Origin of the sequence: Gluconobacter sp. Gdi (genome assembly GCF_014132155.1) — a bacterium.
Taxonomy (GTDB): Bacteria; Pseudomonadota; Alphaproteobacteria; order Acetobacterales; family Acetobacteraceae; genus Gluconobacter.
The window spans coordinates 413,254-435,469 of record NZ_BLJQ01000001.1; the positions used below are offsets into that span (position 1 = coordinate 413,254).

Annotated in this window: 20 protein-coding genes; 6 read left to right on the forward strand and 14 right to left on the reverse strand. The window is 57.5% G+C overall.

Annotation, left to right across the window (positions count from 1 at the left end; genetic code table 11):
- The 8 genes from mtnK to aroB form a co-directional block, all read right to left on the reverse strand.
- Positions 1-1,191: an S-methyl-5-thioribose kinase gene (mtnK, locus tag JN414_RS01850; protein ID WP_202206447.1), complete on the reverse strand. Its 1,191-nt coding sequence runs from the start codon at positions 1,189-1,191 to the stop codon at positions 1-3.
- Entirely contained in the window at positions 1,191-1,883 is a 693-nt protein-coding gene (locus JN414_RS01855) for a hypothetical protein (RefSeq protein ID WP_202206448.1), read from the reverse strand. Before JN414_RS01855 ends, mtnK begins: the two co-directional genes overlap by 1 nt.
- Positions 1,884-1,971: 88 nt before the next feature.
- Entirely contained in the window at positions 1,972-2,817 is an 846-nt protein-coding gene (locus tag JN414_RS01860) for an endonuclease/exonuclease/phosphatase family protein (protein ID WP_202206784.1), read from the reverse strand.
- Positions 2,818-2,831: 14 nt separating this feature from the next.
- A complete protein-coding gene (locus JN414_RS01865) occupies positions 2,832-3,515 on the reverse strand; it encodes a carbonic anhydrase (RefSeq protein ID WP_086634437.1) in 684 nt (227 codons plus the stop codon).
- A gap of 116 nt (positions 3,516-3,631) precedes the next feature.
- Complete coding sequence (alaS, locus tag JN414_RS01870) at positions 3,632-6,271, reverse strand: alanine--tRNA ligase (protein ID WP_202206449.1); 2,640 nt, start codon at positions 6,269-6,271, stop codon at positions 3,632-3,634.
- Between the two features lie 83 nt (positions 6,272-6,354).
- The gene (locus JN414_RS01875; RefSeq protein WP_202206450.1) at positions 6,355-6,918 is read right to left on the reverse strand and encodes a GtrA family protein; all 564 of its coding nucleotides are present in this window, start codon (positions 6,916-6,918) and stop codon (positions 6,355-6,357) included.
- Positions 6,919-7,064: 146 nt separating this feature from the next.
- The gene (locus JN414_RS01880) at positions 7,065-8,204 is read right to left on the reverse strand and encodes an OmpA family protein (RefSeq protein WP_202206451.1); all 1,140 of its coding nucleotides are present in this window, start codon (positions 8,202-8,204) and stop codon (positions 7,065-7,067) included.
- Between the two features lie 319 nt (positions 8,205-8,523).
- Positions 8,524-10,206 carry a 3-dehydroquinate synthase gene (gene aroB, locus JN414_RS01885; RefSeq protein WP_202206452.1) on the reverse strand — a complete coding sequence of 561 codons (1,683 nt, stop codon included), beginning with the start codon at positions 10,204-10,206 and terminating at the stop codon, positions 8,524-8,526.
- Between the two features lie 62 nt (positions 10,207-10,268).
- On the opposite strand from aroB, the gene JN414_RS01890 reads away from it, so the two are divergent.
- From JN414_RS01890 to JN414_RS01900, 3 genes are read left to right on the forward strand one after another with little or no spacing between them, the layout of a single operon-like run.
- The gene (locus tag JN414_RS01890; protein ID WP_046899806.1) at positions 10,269-10,664 is read left to right on the forward strand and encodes a hypothetical protein; all 396 of its coding nucleotides are present in this window, start codon (positions 10,269-10,271) and stop codon (positions 10,662-10,664) included.
- A gap of 17 nt (positions 10,665-10,681) precedes the next feature.
- Positions 10,682-11,590, forward strand: a complete 909-nt coding sequence (locus JN414_RS01895; RefSeq protein ID WP_202206453.1) for a tyrosine recombinase — start codon at positions 10,682-10,684, stop codon at positions 11,588-11,590.
- Between the two features lie 60 nt (positions 11,591-11,650).
- Entirely contained in the window at positions 11,651-12,625 is a 975-nt protein-coding gene (locus JN414_RS01900) for an acetyl-CoA carboxylase carboxyltransferase subunit alpha (protein ID WP_202206454.1), read from the forward strand.
- 45 nt (positions 12,626-12,670) lie between these two features.
- On the opposite strand, the gene JN414_RS01905 is transcribed toward JN414_RS01900, so the two are convergent.
- Positions 12,671-13,435: a molybdopterin-binding protein gene (locus tag JN414_RS01905; RefSeq protein ID WP_202206455.1), complete on the reverse strand. Its 765-nt coding sequence runs from the start codon at positions 13,433-13,435 to the stop codon at positions 12,671-12,673.
- Between the two features lie 101 nt (positions 13,436-13,536).
- Here JN414_RS01905 and JN414_RS01910 point away from each other — a divergent pair, with 101 nt between their 5' ends.
- Positions 13,537-14,430, forward strand: coding sequence for an SMP-30/gluconolactonase/LRE family protein (locus JN414_RS01910; protein WP_202206456.1), 894 nt, complete (start codon positions 13,537-13,539; stop codon positions 14,428-14,430).
- Between the two features lie 42 nt (positions 14,431-14,472).
- On the opposite strand, the gene JN414_RS01915 is transcribed toward JN414_RS01910, so the two are convergent.
- Together JN414_RS01915 and JN414_RS01920 are read right to left on the reverse strand one after the other, a co-directional pair.
- Positions 14,473-15,486 (reverse strand): bifunctional GNAT family N-acetyltransferase/(deoxy)nucleoside triphosphate pyrophosphohydrolase, encoded by a 1,014-nt coding sequence (locus tag JN414_RS01915; protein WP_202206457.1) that lies wholly within the window; start codon positions 15,484-15,486, stop codon positions 14,473-14,475.
- Positions 15,483-16,595, reverse strand: coding sequence for a Rieske 2Fe-2S domain-containing protein (locus JN414_RS01920; RefSeq protein WP_202206458.1), 1,113 nt, complete (start codon positions 16,593-16,595; stop codon positions 15,483-15,485). Before JN414_RS01920 ends, JN414_RS01915 begins: the two co-directional genes overlap by 4 nt.
- 260 nt (positions 16,596-16,855) lie before the next feature.
- Here JN414_RS01920 and JN414_RS01925 point away from each other — a divergent pair, with 260 nt between their 5' ends.
- Entirely contained in the window at positions 16,856-19,270 is a 2,415-nt protein-coding gene (locus JN414_RS01925) for a TonB-dependent receptor (RefSeq protein ID WP_202206459.1), read from the forward strand.
- A 40-nt stretch (positions 19,271-19,310) separates the two neighbouring features.
- On the opposite strand, the gene bla is transcribed toward JN414_RS01925, so the two are convergent.
- Positions 19,311-20,198: a class A beta-lactamase gene (bla, locus tag JN414_RS01930; protein WP_202206460.1), complete on the reverse strand. Its 888-nt coding sequence runs from the start codon at positions 20,196-20,198 to the stop codon at positions 19,311-19,313.
- Complete coding sequence (locus tag JN414_RS01935) at positions 20,195-21,151, reverse strand: ATP-binding protein (RefSeq protein ID WP_202206461.1); 957 nt, start codon at positions 21,149-21,151, stop codon at positions 20,195-20,197. The genes bla and JN414_RS01935 overlap by 4 nt, the downstream gene beginning before the upstream one ends.
- Positions 21,152-21,168: 17 nt before the next feature.
- Here JN414_RS01935 and yajC point away from each other — a divergent pair, with 17 nt between their 5' ends.
- The gene (yajC, locus tag JN414_RS01940) at positions 21,169-21,513 is read left to right on the forward strand and encodes a preprotein translocase subunit YajC (protein WP_086634449.1); all 345 of its coding nucleotides are present in this window, start codon (positions 21,169-21,171) and stop codon (positions 21,511-21,513) included.
- An 80-nt stretch (positions 21,514-21,593) separates the two neighbouring features.
- Here the strand turns inward: yajC and JN414_RS01945 are convergent, their stop codons facing one another.
- Positions 21,594-22,202 carry a superoxide dismutase gene (locus JN414_RS01945; protein ID WP_202206462.1) on the reverse strand — a complete coding sequence of 203 codons (609 nt, stop codon included), beginning with the start codon at positions 22,200-22,202 and terminating at the stop codon, positions 21,594-21,596.
- Positions 22,203-22,216 lie beyond the last annotated feature (14 nt).

The window sequence follows — 22,216 nt, forward strand, 5'->3', positions numbered from 1 at the left end:
TTATGTAAGTTTCAGAAGGGCCAGAAGACCCTCTGGCGATGTTACGCTTGGTGCTTCACAGATGAGGCGCCGACCGGCCTGAAGAGCTTTACGACGCGCCTCCGTACGACTTTCTGGCGTGGAGCAAAGCGTATAATCCGCGACTTGAGCGAACCCGATAGTCCGGCGGATCATTTCGAGACCACAGAAACCGACTGTGTCCCGTAGAATGTTCGTCAGGAAATCTTCAAGCATCTCTTCGCGCTGAGTATCGTCTGATAACCCCCAGACGTCTCCACCGCCCGTTTTCAGCAGAGCGCGGAGTTCATTTTTAAAGCTGCCCCAGAACGCGATGATCTCGGTTCTAATGAAATCCTGCTTGTGTGGTGCGGCGCAGGCGTGAAGGGCCAGATTGCCCAGATAAAGCCCGCAATCGAAGCCGACTGGGCCCATCGTGGCGAACTCGCCGTCAATCACGCGGACATCATCGCGATGTAACATGATGGAGCCTGTATGGAGGTCTCCATGCAAAAGGGCTTGTCTTGCCGTCAGGAAGCGATCCTGAAGTGTGCCGACTGCACGGTGAAGGAGCTTATCAGCCTGCAGGGCTTGCACATCTGGCAGAAGAGCTGCTTCGGGCTCCTGGTTGCGGGAGCAAGGGCAGAATGGGTCGGTGAGGATCAGATCGACAGTGATGCGGGTTAGGGCCGTGTTGCCCGAAAACTCCTCCAGGAGTTTTGAGCCGACTTCAAAGGGGCGACTGATCCAACTCGTTGCATGTACGCCCCGGGCGACATACTGGCCGATGCTGGCAGAAAAACCTGGTTGCGCGTCATCGCGGATCAGGGCCGAGCGTAGGACCTCATGTGGCGTCAGGCATTCCATGACGAGCAGGAACATTTCATCATCGTAGAAATACAGCTCTGGCGCGGCTGGGCGAACCGCGTCTGCCGTCGCGCGCATATAACGGGCTTCATACAGCGCACGTTCCAGAGGCATAGGCCATTCTGGTGCCACGCGAACATGAGGCAGAGCCTGCTTGCAGCAAAGCTGCCCATCCGGACCGGCCACAATAAAAACCGTGTTCAGATTACCGTCGCTGACTTCGCGGATCGTCCAGTCTGCCGGGTTTCCACCAAGGCGGGATGCAAGATCGGCATGCTCTGTCAGCCAGTGTCGAAGGCTGGAAGTATCGAGAGTGAAATAAGGCATCAGGACAGTTCCAGCAGAGCGGCCAGGGTCGGGACCATTGGGCCTTCAGGTGTGTGGTCTGGGCGGATCAGGTGCAGTGCGCCGTATTCGGCGTTGCCCTGTTCGCAGCATCGCTTCTGAAGGTCCTCAAAAGTCAGGGAGACGTCAATGCGCATCCCGATATCCACGATATGCGATGAGGGATGCTCGCAGGCCAAAAGGGACGGTCCAACCCTGCATTCCGCTGGGACGAGCCCAAGTTCTTCTTCACATTCCGCCAGAAGCTGCATTGAGAGATCTATGGTGCTCTCCTGCGCTCGGCTTTCAACATTTCCTGCTGGAGCGCCCTGCCAGTATCCGGGAAGGTAGATCGAGGTCTCAGCGCGTCTGCCAATGACAATGCCGTCTGGCGTAAACATCAGCCCCACAACGGCTAGTGGTCGCAGGGTGTGCGGTCCATAAATGTCTGGCTCTTTCATCTGTGCAAGAACGCGACGGTATTCGGACCAGTGGCCGTGAATGCGGGCTGGGGTGATTTCATCGGCACAGAAGACGCGGCCATTGTAGAGGTTGGGATACGCCGCAAGTGCCTTGGCCCAGACGCGCGAGACAGCCTCTTCCTGCTCCGTTGTCAGGGCAGGGAGAGGGCGGTCAGCCAACACCCGTACATCTGGCTGAAGTGGTGTGATGGGCCAGGATAGGGACTGCGACATGTTGGAACCTTGAACGATGGGCGGGAAGCACATGCCTTCATGGGGCATAATTCCGTTCTGGAAAACACTTTCCCCGATGTCGCCTCGGTCAAGGCAGATGCAGGCGCACCGAAACGGGGCAGTGGTCAGACAATCCTTCCGGCGCACTATCGTTTTGATAGGTCATAACCCGTAGACTCTCCGGGACGAGCCAACTGCGGGCTTCGTTACCAAGGAGGATGTGGTCGATGAAGTACTCTCCATTCCAGCAGGGGCTGGCTTTGCCTGCTGTGGTGAGAAGAACGGGCGCATCATGCTTGATCTGCTGCATGAGTGGGTCGTGCATGGTCAGGCGGCGGTTGAAGTCACCGAGAACAGCATAGGGTTCTCCTTCGTCCTGACGCTCTGCAATCCAGTCTTCCAGGACTTGGAACTGTTGATACAGGGTCGGGCAGGAATGTTTGCGCTGAGTGAGAGGCTGATCCCAGCAGCCGGTTTTTAGATGCACAACCAGAATACGGAGATGGCTTTTCCCGTCTGATACCGTGACATCAAGTCCGGTTCTCAGATGGTGGGGCGCATCGGGAGCGGTAACATCCAGGGCTGAGAGTTCTTCATTCACCGTCACGTTCAGCGGGCGTCTGACGGCTAGGCCGACACGCTGGATAACGGGCGCGTTGGACAGAATGATCTGGTAGGTTTGGGGATCAAAAACCTGCGCGGCAGGTTCGGGGCCGTCCACTTCCTGAAAGGCAATAAGATCTGCGTTCAGATGGGTCGCGTATTGGTGCAGCCGAATGAAGTCGCGGGGTTTACGACCGTGAACATCGTCGGGGAGTGCTGGATCTCCCGTCTGGCGAAGGGAGAGCCAGTCCAGATTCCAGGTTGAGAGCTTGATGTCTCTGGCTTGGGCTGGAAAAGCCTCGCCGCATAGAAAACATGCGGCGAGGGTCAGTGCGGAAAGAAACCTCAGACGGCTTCTTTCTGTGTTGCGCCCATTTCCGAAAGAACGCTTTCGATGGAGCGGGTCGTGCGGGTTTTCTCATCCAGAATGAGAATTTCACCCTTCGGAATGTCGTAGAACCAGCCCTGCAGGGTCAGTGTGCCCTGAGAAAGGGCGCGAACGACCGCCGGGTGTGTTCTCAGGTGAGCAAGCTGAAGCAGGACGTTGTATTCTGCCAGCTGGCGGATGTCCGCCGGGCCGGCATCGTCTGCCTTCAGATCACCCATGGCCGCGCGTGCTGCTTCTGCGTTGCGCAGCCAGCTGCGAACGGTTGGAAGAGCGTCCAGCTTCGGCGCGTTCAGATCCAGCAGGGCGTTCATGGCGCCGCAGTTGGAGTGGCCGCAGATGACGACGTTCTTTACCTTGAGTGCCGCAACTGCATACTCGATGGCAGAAGAAACGCCACCCAGCATTTCACCGTAAGCCGGCACGATGTTGCCAACATTCCGGACAATGAACAGTTCACCCGGTTCAGTCTGGGTGATGAGGCTCGGGCTGATCCGACTGTCGGCGCAGGTGATGAACAGCGTGGAAGGAGACTGGCTGGAGGCCAGGCTCTCAAAAAGCTCCGCACTGTCAGGATAGACGTCCGTCTCAAATGTACGGACACCGCTCAGCAGTTTTGCCAGAGTATCACGACCACAGGCCATGGTGTTCTCCTTTTTATAAACTAGTGAGCAGTTAGGAGGCTTTGTCAGGGCAGGTAAAGCAGTAAAACGGTAGTCTCATGATTTGTTACTGCCCTGACATCTGTTGTCGTTACGGTTTATGACGCAGCAAGGTGCTCGCGGAGTTTTGCAAAGACTTCATCTGCATTTGCATTGGGGCCACCAGCCTGCGCCATATCTGGCCGTCCGCCGCCACCTTTTCCTCCCATGACTTCAGATGCCGCACGGACAAGCGTGACAGCATTCAGTCGGTCTTTGAGATCTGGCGTGACGGAAACCACGATGCTGCCCCGGCCATCCGCTTCCGAAATAAGAGCAACAACGCCAGATTCGATCTGCTTGGAGATGCTGTCCGCCAGGCTTTTGAGTTCCTTGGGGCTGACGTCTCCCAGATTGCGGGCTGAAAGTGTGATGCCGTTGATGGTTTCGGTTGCAGCCGTACCTTCGCCTGTGGCCAGTTTCCGCTGTAATTCTGAAATCTGGCTGTTGAGCGATTTACGCTCTTCCAGCAGAGCCGAGACCCGTGTGACGGCCTCAGAAACAGGAACCTTCAGAAGGTCGGCGATCTGCTTCAGGCGGCTTTCAGTTTCAAGTGCCAGATTTTCTGCGGCAATTCCGCAGACCGCTTCAATACGACGAACGCCCGCAGACACACCGCTTTCTGATACGATCCGGAACGGGCCGATTTCTCCCACGCGACCAACATGCGTGCCACCACAAAGTTCGATGGAGTAGGCGGGACGGCCTTCCTCTCCGACGCCCATGGAAACAACGCGCACTTCGTCGCCGTATTTTTCACCGAAGAGCGCCATTGCACCCTCGGCAACAGCCTGCTCCTGCGTCATGAGACGCGTTTCGACAGGCGCATTTTCGCGGATACGGGCGTTTACTTCGGCTTCAACAGCCTGAAGTTCTGCGTCCGTCAGCGGGCGAGGCTGGCTGATGTCGAAGCGTAGGCGTTCAGGGGCGTTCAGGCTGCCCTTTTGAGTAACGTGCGTGCCGATCTGGCGACGCAAAGCCTCATGCAGAAGATGCGTTGCTGAGTGATGGCCACGGACGGCCGTACGGCGACCATGGTCGATCTCTGCATGAACGGCCATGCCAGGCTTCAGTGTGCCTTCGACAACCTTGCCATAGTGGACGATCAGATCACCATTGCGCTTCTGGGTATCTGTGATTTGCACCCGCAGACCGTTCGCTGTGAGTGTGCCGTGATCGCCAACCTGACCGCCGCTTTCGCCATAGAATGGTGTCTGGTTCAGCAGGATGGCAATGATGTCGTCACCAGCCGGCGCTTCGGCCAGTTCGTCGTTTCCACGGAAAATGCCCTGCACTTCAGCGTCGGATTTTTCTGACACATAGCCCAGGAATTCGCTGGGGCCATGCTTGTCGCGTGCGTCAAACCATACGGTTTCGGCCGCCGTATCGCCGGAGCCGACCCACGCAGCGCGAGCACGCTTGCGCTGTTCAGCCATGGCTGTTTCGAAGCCGGATTCATCGACAGTGCGACCCTGCTCCCGGAGGGCATCCTGCGTCAGATCGAGCGGGAAGCCAAAAGTGTCATACAGCTTGAAGGCAACGTCTCCCGGAAGAGCCTGCTTGTCTCCAAGATTGCTGACCTCATCGGACAGAAGGGTCAGGCCGCGTTCCAGAAGGGCTGTGAAGCGCTCTTCTTCACCCTTCATCGTTTCAGTGATGAGGGCCTGGTGCTGCACGAGTTCCGGATAGGCTGCGCCCATTTGCTGGATCAGGGCAGGAAGCAGACGGTAGAAAACTGGTTCCTTGGCGCCCATGATGTGCAGATGGCGCATGGCGCGGCGCATGATACGACGCAGCACATAGCCCCGGCCTTCCTTGGACGGGAGAACGCCGTCAGCGATCAGGAAGGCCGTGGAGCGGAGATGATCCGCTACGACGCGATGGCTGGACTTGAACGGTCCGTCTGCATCCTGATGCATGACGTCAGCAGAGGACTCAATGAGCGCACGCATTGTGTCTGTGTCGTAGTTGTCGCGCTTGCCCTGCATGATTGCAGCGAAACGCTCCAGGCCCATGCCGGTATCAATCGAAGGACGCGGCAGATTGTCGCGGGAACCGTCGGCCTGATCCAGAAACTGCATGAACACGAGGTTCCAGATCTCGACGAAGCGGTCACCGTCTTCGTCCGGGGTGCCTGGAGGGCCACCAAAAACACTGTCGCCGTGATCGTAGAAGATTTCGGAGCAGGGGCCGCACGGGCCGGTGTCGCCCATCCGCCAGAAGTTGTCGGACGTACCAATGCGGATGATGCGATCATCGCTCAGGCCGGCGACTTTTTTCCAGAGATCTGCGGCTTCTTCATCTTCAGCGTAAACCGTGGCGAGAAGCTTTTCCTTGGGGAGGCCAAAGTCTCTCGTGAGCAGGTTCCAGGCGAACTCGATGGCTTCGGCCTTGAAATAATCACCGAAGCTGAAGTTGCCCATCATCTCGAAGAATGTGTGATGGCGCGCGGTGTAACCGACGTTGTCGAGATCGTTATGCTTGCCGCCTGCGCGGACAACCTTCTGAGCGGTTGTGGCGCGGGAGTAAGGGCGCGTTTCCTGGCCGGTAAAAACGTTCTTGAAGGGAACCATGCCAGCGTTCGTAAACAGCAGGGTGGGGTCGTTCTGCGGTACGAGGGGCGCTGAAGGAACAATGCGATGGCCGTTCGACCCGAAATATTCGAGGAAGGCTGAGCGGATGTCGTTTGTGCTGGTCATGGGATGAAGCGTCAGATTCCGGAGAAAACGGGAAAAACCAGCGTTACTCCTAGACCATTGTGAGCAGCTTGGAAATGTGCGCCTCAGGGGGCCTTGTGCTCAAAGGGTTCCATGGTTGGTTGTGGAATAGGCATTTGAGGTTCCGGGTCAGGAGAGGTCAGCCCCGCTGCCGGGATCTCCACAGCCATCTGCATAAGTTCCATTGGTGTTTCGGGAATTTTGGCTCTGAAAACCAGACGCCTAGACAGATTGAAATTGGCCATCATGCCGCAACCCGCACCAATCGCGAGCGCCGTAACAGGATGTCGGACGGTAAAGGGTACGAAGGCGTAGAGTAGGAAGACTGCTCCGCGGTTCAGAAGGAACCCGAAGGCATTCGCGATCAGGAACCGAAGCCACTGAAGGATCAGGTGCTGGTTATCGGCCGCCGAGGTTCGAAACGTCCAGGCGCGGTTCAGAATCCAGTTGACGGTGGCGGCAACAAAATAGGCGGCAATGGTTGCAGCGATGAGGCCAATTTCTGGCCGAAAAGCCTCCACGCTTCCCCAGTCTACGAAGAAGCCGAATGCCCCAACGACGCCAAATCGAAGGAACTGATCAATCACCTGCGGGCGTGAACGTGGATAGAAAATTCGGGTGCGTCGCAAGTGAGCGTCTCCGGGTAAGCTATAGGTATTGCTCTAGCGTGCGCAGATTTACGCTGCAAAGGCCTTAAAACAGAAAAAGGCGCCCCGAAGGACGCCTTTTCCAGAAACCCGGAGCCCGAAGGCTCCGGCGTCTTTTTCAAACTGAATTACTTCAGGATGATTTCGACGCGACGGTTCTGCGGCTCGCGGGTGTTCGGGCCGGTCGGAACCAGTGGCTTCTGCTCACCGTAACCATGGATGTCCACAGCAGCTGCCGGAACGCCATCACGGATCAGCTCAGCCTTAACGCTCTGTGCGCGGCGGAGGGACAGACCCATGTTGTAACGCTCACCGCGCGGGCCCGGGTGGGCTGCGGAGTTATCGGTGTAACCGTTAACTTCGATGCGTGTCGTCTGGACGTGCGTGGAAGCCTGAGCTGCCTGAGCAACGATCTCACGAGCGCGGCCCGTCAGGTCAGACTTGTCCCAGTCGAAGAACACGAGGTACGTGCGAGCTGGCGTCGGAGCCGGCGGAACGATGACCGGAGCCGGCGGCGGCGGCGGCGGAGCCGTGTCGAACGCATAACGCAGACCCAGGATGAACTGGTGCGAGAAGCGCGGGTCGAAGTTCACGTTGCCCTTGTGAACGCCAGAGCCGTTGTAGGCTGTGGAGCGGTACGGGCCATCAGCAAACTGCTGACCGATGAAGCGGTATTCGGTCGTGACAGCAAGACCCGGAACGCCCGGAATGTCGTAAGCTGCACCGACGATACCCTGGTACGCGAAGCTGCCCTGCGTGCCACCGATACGGTTGACGGAGCCATTGGCATAGTTCGTCGTGATCGGGTTGTAGTGCTGCCACAGGTAGCCAGCGCCAACACCAACGAACGGCGTGACAGGAACGTTCAGGCCGAAGTGGGCCAGATCGATGTCATACAGGACGTTGACGAAACCGCCATAAGCCTGGTCAGAACCGTTCGTGGAACCGTGAACGGCCGTCGGCGTGCGGTGGTTGATCTGGGAGTAGTTGTACACACCCTCCACTTCAACGCGCAGACCGTTGCCGAAGCCCCAGCCGAACGAACCGAAGCCCGTGAAGCCGTCCTTGTGGCGGAGGCGTGAGCTGCTAGCGTTGTTGCTAGACGTGCCGTCAGCCTGCGTGGTTGGTGAGAAGCGGCCGTGCTGCTGCTGAACCAGGTTGTAACCACCGCCGATGTTGACGTACGGGCCGGTGATCGTGCTGGCCATGGCAAGCGACGGTGCGGCGACCATCGACGTCATGGCAAGGAGTGCCGTGCGGAGACGCATGTTTTCGTCCTCTTAGTGACTAACGTTTCGAGCCGTTGGAAAAACTGCTTCAACCAACGGACCCAGCGCGATGCATAAGCGCATATAGATCGGGGAGTTCCCTAGGACAAAGCCAGACAGAGCCTTCCAGACCTACTCGGGTGGAAGGAGTGACAAAAAAGTCACATTTCATTCCGCCCGCTTCACGATCTACGCCTCGCGTCCCTGCTGCCATAGCTGAACACTTGCAGGGACGCCAGCGTCTTCCGGGAATTTGTGCTGCTCAAATGCAGTTAAAAAACAAAAAGTTAGGCTAAACCATAAAGGACTGTAACGGTCCTTATGCTGTGCAGCCTTCATTTATCAGTAAGTTACGGACGGTATCCATTGGAACGTCACGACTTGTGAATGCTTTGCCAATACCGTGCAGAAGAACAAAGGAAATTTTCCCGTCTTGCATCTTCTTGTCCCGAGTCATGTGATCGAGAAGTACCTGCGCTGAGAACGGAATATCAAACCAGTCAAAGCTGACTGGCATGCCGAGGGTGCGTAAATGTTCGTCCAGGCGAGAAAGGTCTTCCTCTGGCGCATATCCGAGCTGAACGGAAAGAGCCATTGCGAGGTGCAAACCTATTGAAACTCCTTCGCCATGCAGAAGGCGCCCGTCATAACCGAGCTCTGCCTCAAGGGCGTGACCAAAGGTGTGACCAAGGTTTAGCAGGGCGCGACCATTCAGTTTCGCCTGCTCACGTTCATCAGCGGCGACAATAGCGGCCTTGAAAGTACAGGCACGTTGAACCGCTTCCGCAAGAGCTGCCGGGTCTCCGTCAAGAACAGATCGTCCATTGGTTTCACACCATGCGAAAAGATCCGGGTCTGCGATCAGGCCTGACTTCACAATTTCGGCATAACCCGCAACTCGCTGTCTGCGCGGTAGAGTCGCGAGTGCGGAGTTGTCTGCGAGAACGATGACGGGCTGATGGAATGCGCCGATCAGATTCTTGCCGGAGGGTGAATTGATACCGGTTTTTCCGCCGACGGAACTATCCACTTGCGCGAGAAGAGTCGTGGGAATCTGGATGAAGGGAATCCCGCGTAAAGCTGTTGCGGCTACGAAACCGGCCAGATCACCGACAACGCCGCCACCAAGGGCGACGATTGTCGTGCCACGTTCGATTCCCAGCGACAGGAGGCGCGTCATGACCTCGCCGTAGCAGTGCAGGGATTTGCTCTCCTCGCCTCCGGCCACAGAGATGACGTCTGCCTGGATGCCTGTCTCCTGGAAGGACAGAAGCAGGCGGGAGAGGTGGAGAGTGGCAACGGTGTCGTCCGTGATGACGACAACCCTCTTCTGGCGCAGATATGGGGCAACCCAAGCTCCTGCCCGCGAAATCAGATCCGGCCCGACCAGAACATCGTAGCTGTGCTGTGCAAGAGCCACAGGCACTTTTTGAGGATGTTGGTATTCTGCGAGGGTTTCACGGACGCGCTGCACGCCTTGCTCCACGGTTTCGTCTCCGCAATCAATAATGATGTCTGCTTCCGCATAGACAGGGTAACGAACGCCCACCAGTCGGGTCATGACCTCTTCCGGGCTGCCTTGAGCGAGGAGGGGTCTGCCGCCGCGGCCCTGAACGCGTCTGAGCAGAACGTGCACAGGCGCGCGAAGCCAGATCGACACGGCATGCTTACGAACGAGATGGCGCGTCTGGGCGTCCATCCATGCTCCGCCACCCGTGGCGAGAATGCAGGGAGGGCCTTTGATCAGGCGTTCGATGACCCGGCGTTCGCCAGCACGGAAATAGGCTTCTCCATGACGGGAGAAAATTTCCGGAATCGTGCAGCCTGCGGCGCGTTCGATTTCTGCATCCGCATCGACGAAGGGCAGGCGGTAGAGCTGCGCCAGACGGCGGCCTACGGTGGTTTTTCCAGCTCCCATCATGCCAACCAGAACAACAGTGCAGGTCGGGACGGGAAGAGATACCGCCGGATCGGCGGAAAGTGAGGGTGGCAGAGGTGACATGCTCTGCTACCTATCATAGGAGAGGGCATCACGTCCTGCCCGCACTTTGAGACCTGAACATAATGGCACAATCTGATCGTTCATCTTCCCGTTTGCCCATGATTGCTGGAGCTGGTGCTCTGGTTCTGGTGGTGGTTCTGGGCGGACTTTTCCTGCGTCTGGGGATGGGGGTTGTCCCGCCTGAGCAGACACAGGTTCACAAAGAGCTGCCAGCGGCGATGTTCGCTACGTCCGGTTCTGCTGCTGCGGCTCTCCCGGCGATGCCCCCGGTTCCGACCACTCCTGCCGCGGGGGCTGCTCAGCCTGCGCCTGTTCCGGCTCCGGTTGCTGCGGCACCCGTGGCTCCAGCCGCTCCCGCTCTGACGCCATCCACGCCGCTGCCCACAATGCCTGCACCCAAGCCTGCTCCTCTGCAGGGGGCTGCTGTTCCGGCACCTGCTGGCGTTCCCGCGCACTGATCAGGTTGGCCTGACGCATGTCAGAGGTGGCTGATCGGCATGTCGAGGCATTTCTTGAAATGCTTGCGGCAGAACGGGGCGCAGCTCTGAAAACGCGTCAGGCCTATGCCTCTGACCTCGCGGATTTTTCCCGTCATTGTGCTCCCACGTCTTTGGCGCAGGCGACGGGAGAGCAGGTCAGAAGTTACCTGACATCTCTGTCACAGGCTGGGATGGCTGCCCGTACAGCAGCGCGCAGACTGTCCTGTCTCAAGCAATTTTATCGATTCCTGATGTTGGAATCGATTCGGTCCGATGATCCAACGGATCGTCAGCAGGCTCCGAAAGTCAGTTCCTCTCTTCCTCGTCCTCTGGATGAGAAAGAAATTCGACTACTTCTGGAAGAAGGCACCAGAGGGCATGACAGTGAACGGCGTGATCTGCTGTCCCGTGCAGCTCTGGAACTTCTTTACACAACGGGCCTCCGAATTTCAGAACTCCTGTCTTTGCCTGCGACATGTGTGAAGGCAAAGGGGGCGATGCTTCTCGTGAGAGGCAAAGGCGGCCGTGAGCGGTTGGTTCCTCTGTCTCGCAGTGCGCGGCAGGCTGCTGAAGCTCTGGTTCACTATGACCGGGACTTGGGTAGCCCGTATCTTTTCCCAGGCAGGAATCCTGACAAGCCACTGACCCGGCAGGGGTTCGACAAAATTCTGCTGGCCTGCGCACTAAAGGCGGGAATTGACCCTGAACGTATGAGCCCGCATGTGCTCAGACACTCCTTTGCCAGCCACCTTCTGGCCCATGGCGCGGATCTAAGGGCGCTTCAGATGCTGCTGGGGCATGCGGATATCGCGACGACCCAGATTTACACACAGGTCATGGCGGAACGTCTGAGGCAGCTCGTGACGGCGCATCATCCACTGGCGAAAACCCGGCCTGAAGACTGATCTGCCCCGTAAAGATCCGGGGGGCTGTTTCCGGATGCGTTGCCGTGCTATCCGGCAGCCATGCGCCAATTCCTAGATTTCGAGAAGTCGGTCGCCGAACTCGAGACCAAAATCGACGAACTCCGCCAGATGGGCAGCCAGGAGAAGGACTCCGGCACCAGCGGCATCAACATCGATGACGAGGTTGCCCGTCTTTCTGACAAGGCGGACAAACAGCTTCGTGCAACCTATGCAAAGCTTACGCCATTGCAGAAGGTGCAGGTTGCCCGTCACGCCCAGCGCCCTAAGGCTCTGGACTATGTTCGTCTCCTGACAACAGACTTTACGCCGCTGGCCGGAGATCGTGCTTTCGGAGACGACAAGGCCATGATTGGTGGTCTTGCCCGATTCCGTGGTGAGCCGGTTGTCGTGGTTGGGACGGAGCGTGGTCACGACACGGAAACGCGTCTGCTTCATAATTTTGGCATGGCCCGCCCGGAAGGATATCGGAAGGCACAGCGCCTTGTGGAAATGGCCGGCCGTTTCGGGCTGCCGATTCTGAGCTTCATCGATACAGCTGGAGCGTGGCCGGGTATCGACGCCGAAGCGCGCGGCCAGGCCGAGGCTATCGCGCGCTCAATCGATATCTGCCTCAAGGCTCCTGTCCCTCTGATCGCAACCGTGATTGGTGAGGGTGGTTCCGGTGGTGCGATTGCTATCGGCGCGGGTGATCGTGTGCTGATGCTTGAGAACTCGATCTATTCCGTTATTTCGCCTGAGGCCGCAGCGTCCATTCTTTGGCGTGATCCGAAGCTGGCTCCGGCCGCTGCTGAAGCCCTGAAGCTGACAGCGCAGGATCTTCTGGGGCTTGGTCTGATTGACCGGATCATTCCTGAGCCCATCGGTGGGGCGCAGCGCCTTCCGGATGACGCCGTGCACGCGGTGGGTAATGTGATTGCCGAAGAGCTGCTGGAACTCCAGAAGCTGACAGGTCCGGCTCTCGTTCAGAAGCGGCGGGACAAGTTCCTGGCTATGACCCGAGGGTCTCTGAACTGATACGAAAAAACCGCTGCCCTTCGGAGCAGCGGTTTTTTTTGGTCTTTACGCCTTGTGAGGCGGATCTCCGCTGATCGGATCGCGCCCATGCGCCATGATCAGATCATGCAGGAGAGAGCCCGCATTCTTAACTGCTGACGCATCGTATCCTTTGGCGACCAGAGCTGTCCCCGTCGTGCCGTTCGTCAGGCCATACGGATATGACCCAAGATCAATTTTCGGGAACTGTTCCTGCAAATGGCGCAGATCGTCCGCGAAGTCCCCCTCCTTCAATCCCGCCGCATGCCAGCTTACGGACGTCAGGGGTGGGCCTTTTTCCATCTTGGGAACTAACGTTTCCACCATGGAGGCGAAAATGGACGGGACTCCGGCCATGACGTGCACGTTGCCAATGCTGAAGCCGGGCGCCGCCGATATAGCGTTTTCGATGGGGGTTGCGCCTTCCGGGAGCATGGCCATGCGCTGGCGGGCAGCGTTGAACTTTTCTTTCCCCATAATGGCTTCAAGCTTCTGGAATGTCGGCTCGTGACGCAGCAGCGGAACGTCCATGGCTTTGGCGATACATTCAGCCGTGATGTCGTCATGGGTAGGGCCGATGCCGCCGCATGTGAAAATTACGTCGAATCGCTCCCGACATTCTGTGACGGTTCGGATGATGTGGTCTTCGATGTCTGGAATGACACGGACTTCGAGAAGCCGGATACCCTGGGCATTCAGCGCACGCGCCAGAACCTGTGTGTTGGCGTCCTGAGTGCGACCGGAAAGAATTTCGTTGCCTATGACGAGCAGGCAGGCGTTTTTTTGAAGCATGAGTCTCGTCCTGATAGTCTGGTGGACCAAACGTAGCGCGTTGTGCTGCGTTGTCGAGCAGGGTCGGACGTCTGGCCATGCCCATTTCAAACAGGACACCCATGAGCACTCTGAAGCACCATCTCCCTGAATGTATTCTCGATCTGCGTGCAACGCTGGGTGAGGGACCCGTCTGGAGTGAGGCTGAAAAGTCGCTTTATTTCGTCGATATCATTGCCGCCAAGGTTCATCGCTTTACGCCGGAAACAGGCGATCACAAGACATGGGATGCTCCGGACCGTCTGGGTTTCCTGCTTCCTGTTGCCAACGGCACTTTTCTTGCAGGCCTTCGTGATGGGCTGCATGGTTTTGATCCAGAAAGCGGTGACTTTGAAGCAGGTCCGGAAATTGAGCCCGAGCGGCCGGACAATCGTCTGAATGACGGTTGTGTGGATCCGTTAGGTCGTGTGTGGTTTGGTACAATGGATGATGGCGAAGAGGAACCGACGGGCTCCATCTATCGTGTGGTTCATACGGAAGACGGTCTTGAAATCACGCACCATAACGAGGGGTATATTGTCTCGAATGGTCCGGCTGTCTCGCCATGCGGGCGTGTCCTGTATGTTTGCCATAGCCCGAAACAGACGATCTATGCCTTCGATGTTGATGAGAACGGAGATCTCTCGAACGAGCGCGTTTTTGCCACGCTGACGAAGGGCTATCCGGATGGAATCGTGACGGATAGTGAAGGCAATCTGTGGTGTGGCACCTGGGGAGGCGGCCGCGTCGCGCGTTTTCGTCCCGACGGCACAGAACTCCCGTCCATTGATATGCCGGTGACGAACGTGACGAAGGTCGCGTTTGGTGGGGATGATCTCAAGACGGTCTTTGTGACAACGGCGCGCAAAGGTCTGGATGACGATGTTCTTGCCAAGGAGCCGCAGGCCGGATCGCTGTTTGCGTTTCGCACCGATATTGCCGGTGTGCCGCAGAATCAGTTTCAGCTGAACGATTAATCCCCAACGGGCAGCCGGAATGATTAAAGCGGTTCCGGCTGTTTATCCCAGAAGTTCCTGAAGGAGTGGGATGAGTGGTAGATCCGGATCTGGCATTGGATATTTTGCCAGATCGGCTGCCTCCACCCACGCCAGTGCCTGCCCTTCCCGTGGGGCAGGAACGCCGCGCCACCGCCGCACAACATACAGTGGCATCAGAAGATGAAACGGGCCTGCATTTTCACTGACGAAAGTGAAAGGGGCGAGGCAGGCTCCTGTCAGGTCGACATCCAGCTCCTCTTTCATTTCCCGGATGAGGGCCTGTTCCGGTGTCTCGTCCCGCTCGACCTTTCCGCCAGGAAATTCCCAAAGTCCAGCCAGACGTTTCCCTTCGGGGCGGCGGGCGAGAAGAATACGCCCCTGCGCATCCAGCAGAGCTGCTGCGACGACCAGAAGAGTCCGTGGTTTGCGTGTTGGTGCGGGAGTAGACGGTTGATCTTCCAGTGCAGCCGGAGAAGCCGTTTCAACGGGGTCCGGTATGTCGAGTTGAAGGAAGGTTGACCGCGCCAATTCGTGCACAATGATGGGACATTCGGCCCCACGTGACACAAAGCGACGGCTTGAACGACCAGTTTCTCGAAAGCCAAGTTTGCGGAGGACGGCGGAGGATGCGGGGTTATCAACCGCGACGTCTGCCGTGAGCTTCTCAAGCTTGAGCACCTGAATGGCCCATTCCGTGACACGCCGGGCCGCAGATGTTGTCATGCCCTGTCCCCATGTGGCGGGGGACGCCCAGTAACCTAGAGAAGCAGAACGCTTGTCGTCCGACAGGACCAGCCCGACAGCTCCCAGAAGGATGCCGTCGCGCGTGATGGCAAAATGGTGAGCGATTCCCCGGGAACTGTCCTCCAGCGTGGAGGCAATCCATTTCTCAGCAAGGTCACGCGGGTAAGGGAAGGGAAGACGACTGAGCATGCGGACCACGCTCCAGTCGTTCACGAGGCGATGGACGGCTGGCGCGTCTTCCGGGCGAAGGGGACGTAAAAGAAAATCCCCCGCTTTCAGTTCAGGTGTCATGTCGGCCTTGTTGTATCCTGCTCCTCAGGAACACCGCAACGTGCCAACAGTCGGCGCAGCGTATTGATGACAGGGAAAACTTCCTGATTGTGGTCTCCGCCCAGTTCGTTCCAGGCAGCCTGCTCGAGTTCCACGATATCACGGTCTTCCTTAAAGATCCGTTCCGTAAAGGCGACAAGGAAAGGCCATGCCATATCCAGCACAACGCCGACTTTCGGTTTGCGCACTGAGAGGAGGCCGAAAACGCGACAGGTTTTCTCTTCTGCATCCTGCGGCACGTAGACGATCCACAGATCCATGACGGGCGGTTCGTCACCCGTGGCGATCCTCAGGGTTTGATAAGGATACTCTGTCCGGATCGTCATGACGTCGCGGTGAGCGTAGCGCTCGCTGGCGTCCCGACGTTCACCGAAGATCAGCGCTTCGCCCCAGGGTTGCTTGCCGCTTGTCCGTGCGAAGCTGTAGCGGGCCTCTACGAGGGTGGGCTCATCCTTGCCACCAAGGAAGCGGGGCTTCATCTGGCCCATCTGCTTCATGTGCATGAACTGATGGTTCATATCCATCAGGTTCTCATGCATGAAACTGTAATGGCAGGCGACTTTTTTGCCGAAACGGCGCGTCTTGTACGCTGGATCACGAACTGAGCCGAGCGCAGGGAAGGGCGTGGTTTCTGCTTTTCCCGGATCACCTGGGAAAATGAAGATCAGGCCGCCTTCTTCCCGACAGGGATAGGTTCGCACACCGTTCGGAAGCTTGTTCTTCCCAAGATAGGGGACGTCAATGCACCGACCGGAGCGGCCATAGGCCCAGCCATGATAGCAGCACTGTACCGCTTCACCACTCACACGGCCAAGGCTGAGAGGAACCTGACGGTGTGCGCAACGGTCTTCCAGAGCAAACACACTGCCGTCCAGAGGGCGAACGAGCGCAATTGGCTGGCCAGCGTAGCGCGTGCCTATGGTTTTCCCACTTTTTAGCTCATGAGACCACGCGACAGGATACCAGTAGTCCGGGTTGGAACGGATACGACGCAGGTCCGCATTGTGTCCTTGGGGTTCTGGAGAGACGCTGCTGACAATATCAGCTTCTTCTAAGGTACTCTGCGACATGGATATCCCGATCCTGAGTAAAGACGGGCCTTCAAAAGGCATGTTTTCTAAACGAGCCTAACAGGCAAAGGGTTCTCGCAGGAAGGGGGCAGGATGTATCAAGGGAAGTCGCGTCATTTGAGCAACATGAGGCGGGAAAAGCACAGACTAGATGTCATGGAAACATCATCCCGGGGATCAGAGGCTTTGCCTATGAGTATTGCTTGGCTAGGACACCGCTTCCTTTCTTCTTACCCTTAGTTCCCGGAGTATTGGCCTCAGTGCGCACCAAACCCCTGCTTCTGTCTTCCATTGCACTGTTGGCTATTCAATCGCAGGCACACGCTGCTGAGACGACAAAGCAGGTTGCGCCGGGTCATCGGCATGCGCCATCCCGTCATGGCGTGACGACACCGGTAGCACCCTCGAAGGTGCCTGCTCAGAAAACAGCTGTTCCAGCGAAGCACCCACAGCGGACAAATCTGGAATCCCGGTCGACAGAAAGCGTTTCGGTCACGGCGCGCCAGTTGACCGGTCGCGATGCGGAACAGGCTGTTTCGAAAGCCGTCATGCGACAGTTTGTGCCGGGAACCAGTCCTTACCGCATGCTGGACCGGATGCCGGGGGTCAGCTTCACGTCCACGGATCCATTCGGAATCGACAGCTTTGGCGCCAATCTTTACGTCCGCGGGTTCTTCATGAATCAGATGGGTGTGACGGTTGATGGCGTGCCTCTGAATGATCAGACCTATCAGTCTGTGAGTGGCATGAGCCTCGCCTCGGCCATTATCCCGGATGATATCCAGTCCATGCGGATGTCTCAGGGTGCGGGGTCCGTCGAGCTACCATCCACAAACACGCTAGGTGGAACAATCCAGATTGGCTCGTCTGATCCGAACGACAAGCGTGGTGGCAAGATCAGTCAGTCTTTCGGCAGCTATAATTCTTATCGCACCTATGTTCGGCTGGATTCCGGCAAGCTGAACAGCTCTGGCACGAAGTTCTACACGTCCTATGCCCGTACCGACGAGGGCATGTGGATGGGCAGTGGTGACCAGTTCATGCAGCAGGTTGATGCCAAGCTCGTACAGCCCATCGGGCAGCGCAGCCGCATGTCTGCCTTCTTTAACTGGTCCAGCCTTGCTCAGTGGAACTACCCGGATACGTCCGTTGGGATTTTGAAGAATCTTGGATGGCGGACGCCGCATCTCTATCCGAATTATGGTCTGGCCTACGGCATTGCAAAAGGCACGGCAGCGCTTCCGGCTGGGTATGGTGGCGTGCCGGGTATCGATGGCTCCGAAATCGCTATGTATGATGGTGGTCAGGCTGAAACCAACTACATGGGTGGCCTGCACTTCGATCTGGCTCTCACGGATAACCTGACCTGGAACACAACGGTCTACGGTCACAGCCAGACCGGCTATTACAGCTACACGGACTCCGAAGACCCATCCCCAAATGGTGCGCCGTTTTCAGAAGAAGTCTGGCAGAACCGTCAGGAGCGCTACGGTCTTGATACGAGCCTTCGCTACAAGTGGGGACGCCACACGATCGAGGGCGGTGTCTGGTACGAGAACAACAACCAGCAGGCGGGCCTGTTCAATTACCAGCAGCCGTTGCTGGGGGAGGGCGCGCCGCTCAAGGCTGTTGGTCCGTATGATGTTTACGGTCGTGCTTTTCTGCAGGGTTACAATTTCGACTGGACGACGAATGTCATGCAGTTTCACCTTCAGGACAGCATCCGCCTGACCGAAGGTTTGACGCTGCATGCCGGATTTAAATCCATGGTGGCAACGACAGCGGGCGGCGCAAACTACAACAACGCTGACTGGACCGGCTCGGATGAACTGCCGAATGGCTCGCTAACGGCGTCTCAGGCCTTCCTGCCGCATCTGAATTTGGACTGGCACATCAACAACCACCATGAGCTGTATGTGGATGTGGCCGAGAATATGCGCGCCTATGAGGTCTCGGCCTATGGCGTGGCGAACTCGGTTTATTCGGTTGAAGATCAGGCGACCTTTCAGGCGCAGAAAAAGTCCCTCGAGCCTTCCAAAGCCTGGGTCTATCTAGGCGGATACCGCTACACGTCCAAGTATCTCCAGGCGAATGCGACCGTTTATCATGCCAGCCTGATCCATCCGATCCTTGCGGCGGCTGTTGGGTCCCTGACCAATCCGGTGTCTCAGGTAATCGACTTCGGTCATATTTCCATGACGGGTGCCAATGGCGATATCACGTTGACGCCGATTGAAGGTCTGAGCATCAGCAACAACCTGAGCTACAACAAGGGGACCTACGACCGGGACGTCGATACGGCGGGTGGTTTCTACGCGCTGGCGGGCAAGAATATCGTCAATTACCCGGCGTGGATGTACAAAACGTCCGTCTCATACACCTGGAAGGGTGCGACGGCGCATTTCGACGCCAACTACTATAGCCGCCGCTACTACAGCTTCATGAATGATACGTCTGTGGGCGGCTACTGGCTGGCGAATGCCGGGATGCAGTACCGCTTCGGCAAGCTGAGTGTGCTGAAAGACGTCACGGCGAGCTTCAACGTCTATAATCTGTTCAACACGAAATACATCGCCATGATGGGCCAGAACGATAATCCTGCGACGGGCGATTATCAGTCCATGGAACGCGGAGCCGTTCGTGAGTTCTTTGGAACGGTCAGCGCATCGTTCTAAGTATGTTCAGAGGCTGGGAGACACAGATCTCCCAGCTTTTTTAATGCCGCCGTAGCCAGTTGGGGTCTGTTGCACGATGAGCGATATCGGCAAACCAGCCCTCTTTCTCTGATTGAGGAATGGAATATCCTGCTGCATAGGCGGCTACGAGAACGGGCTTGCCTGTAGGAGGAAGCAGGATCGCCACATCGCCGGACGCTGCCCGTTCCACAGCTGGATTGTAGCCGGGCTTAACCGTCCATGTTCCGGTCTTGTGACCGATGCGCCATCCTTCTCTCAATCCGGCAGGCATACGTTTTGGACCGGTTGTGGTGGCCAGGAGCCATTTGAGAAGCTGAGCCTGAGAGGCCGAACTCAAATTATTGCCATAGAGCGTGTTCTGAAGGTTCGAGACCATGGCGCGTGGCGTGGTGGTGTCTCGCAGATCCCCCATCGGAACACGGTTCAGCGCCGTTTCATAACGATCCACTCTTGTCACTGGGTCATGATGATCGCGCAGCCAGTGTGTGAGGGCCGCCGGGCCGCCAAGCCTCTTCAGAAGGAGGTTTGCGGCGGTGCTGTCGCTCAGTGAAACCGTTGCAGCGCAAAGCTCTCCAACAGACAGACTGGCGTGCGCTGTTTTTGAAGCCGCGAGAGCGTCTTTGACCGCCGGGGACGCGGCAATGAGATCCTTGCGGCTGAAGGCAATTTCTCGACCCAGGTGTTCACGGCCATAGTCCGTTCGTGACAAGGTGGCGGCAGTCAGCAGCCATTTGAATGTCGAGCACATGGGCAGGTGCATGTCTGGGTTTTCACCGAGTGTTCTGTTCGTTTCCAGATCCAGTGCCCACCATCCGGATTGCTCCTGCTCGCGGGGTTCTGCTGACGCAATGTGTGGGAACGTAGTGAAGGCGCAGGTGGCCCCTGCGAGAAAAGAACGGCGTTTCATGAGTTTGGAATGCCGAGGTCTGCGCTCAGGTCATCAATGAACTGCGCCGCGACACGTCCAGAACGACTGCCACGCGTGAGAGCCCACTGAAGCGCTTTGCGGCGAAGGTCTTCTGGCGAAACGGGAAGCTTGCGGGCTGCGGCATAGGTCTGAACGATATCCAGATATTCGTCCTGGCTGGCACCATACAGGCCGATCCAGAGACCAAAACGGTCTGACAGGGAGACTTTTTCTTCAATAGCCTCCGATGGATTAATGGCGCTTCCGGTTTCGTTCTCGATCATGTCACGCGGCATAAGATGGCGGCGGTTCGAGGTTGCATAGACCAGAACATTGTCCGGACGTCCGCCGATACCGCCATCCAGAACGGATTTGAGAGACTTGTAGTCGGCGTCCTGGCTTTCGAACGACAGATCATCGCAGAAGAGGATGCAGCGGCGATCGGTTGTGCGAAGAACGGCCAGAAGTTTCGGCAGGGTGGAAAGCTCGTCACGCTGGATTTCGATGAGCGCGAGCGTCGGCTGTCCCTTGGCGCGCTGCTCGGCGTTCACTGTGGCAATCGCAGCCTTCACCAGCGAGGATTTGCCCATGCCGCGAGCGCCCCAGAGCATCACGTTATTGGCCGTGAAGCCTTCTGCGAAATGACGTGTGTTCGTCATGACCTGTGAAATCTGTCGCTCAATCCCCCGAAGCAGTGAAAGGGTAACGCCGGAAACCTTCTCAACTGGAGCAAGCGTTCCCATCGCGGCCTGCCAGATAAAGGCATCATGGTGCTTCAGAATATCAGCACTTGGCGGTTTGGGGCTCATGCGTTCGAGGCTGTCTGCAATACGTTCAAGGACGTTGAGCAGGGCGTGATCGGTCATGGAATTCGCTTTGTGCCAGTGATGAAGGAAGCGCCCGTCCTTGACGGGGAAACTCCGGACGATATGGTCCCCGCACGTTTCACTCAAGACTGGACCAATATTCCATGAGCAGTCTGTTCATTTCTTCCGCACAGGCCGCCGATGGCGGCGGGCTCCTCGCGAACCCGACGGTGCTTCAGTTCGCCCCGATGATTTTCATCTTCGTTGTTTTCTACTTCCTGCTGATCCGTCCGCAGCAGCAGCGTCAGCGCAAGCTCCGTGAAGAGCAGGGTGGTCTGCGCCGTGGTGACAAGGTTGTGACGGCCGGAGGTATCGTTGGCATCGTGCAGGCAACCCGTGACGGTAGCGACGAAGTTGATGTCGAAATCGCTCAGGGCGTCCGTGTGAAGATCGTTCGCACCACGATCACGAACATCGTGTCTCGCGACAAGGCTGCAAACGACTCCTGATCGGGTCGTAGCGCGCCAAGAAAAACGCCCCGCCGGGAGACCGGTCGGGGCGTTTTCCGTCTTCAGACTGTCTGAAAGATTCAGGCAGACTTCAGTTCAGCTTCTGCGAACTCATAATTCGCCAACTTGTCCAGATAGTTGGTGATGTAATCCGGACGGCGGTTGCGGAAGTCGAGGTAGTAGGCGTGCTCCCAGACGTCGAGGCCGAGAAGGGCCTTGCCCCGGCCTTCGGCGAGCGGGTTGGAGCCATTGGCCGTCTTCGTCACGGCCAGCTTGCCGGACTTGTCGAGCACGAGCCAGGCCCAGCCAGAGCCGAACTGCGTTGTGGCAGCCTGCTTGAATGCGGTCTTGAAAGCATCCACGGAGCCGAAGTCTTCCGTGATCTTCTTTTCAAGCGATGTCGGCAGCTTGCCACCCGTCGGGGACAGGTTCTTCCAGAACAGGATATGGTTCCAGTGCTGGCCGGCATTGTTGAAAACCGGGGCAATGTCAGACTTGCCATGAGAGAACGCGATGATCTCTTCAAGGGACTTGCCAGCCAGTTCCGGCTTGCTTTCGACGAAGCCGTTCAGGGCTGTGACATAGGCCTGATGATGCTTGCCGTGGTGAAGTTCCAGGGTCTCCTGGCACATGCCAGCGCCTGCGAGCGCGTTGGCGGCGTAGGGCAGTGAGGGCAGTTCGAAGGCCATGATGTTACTCCTTG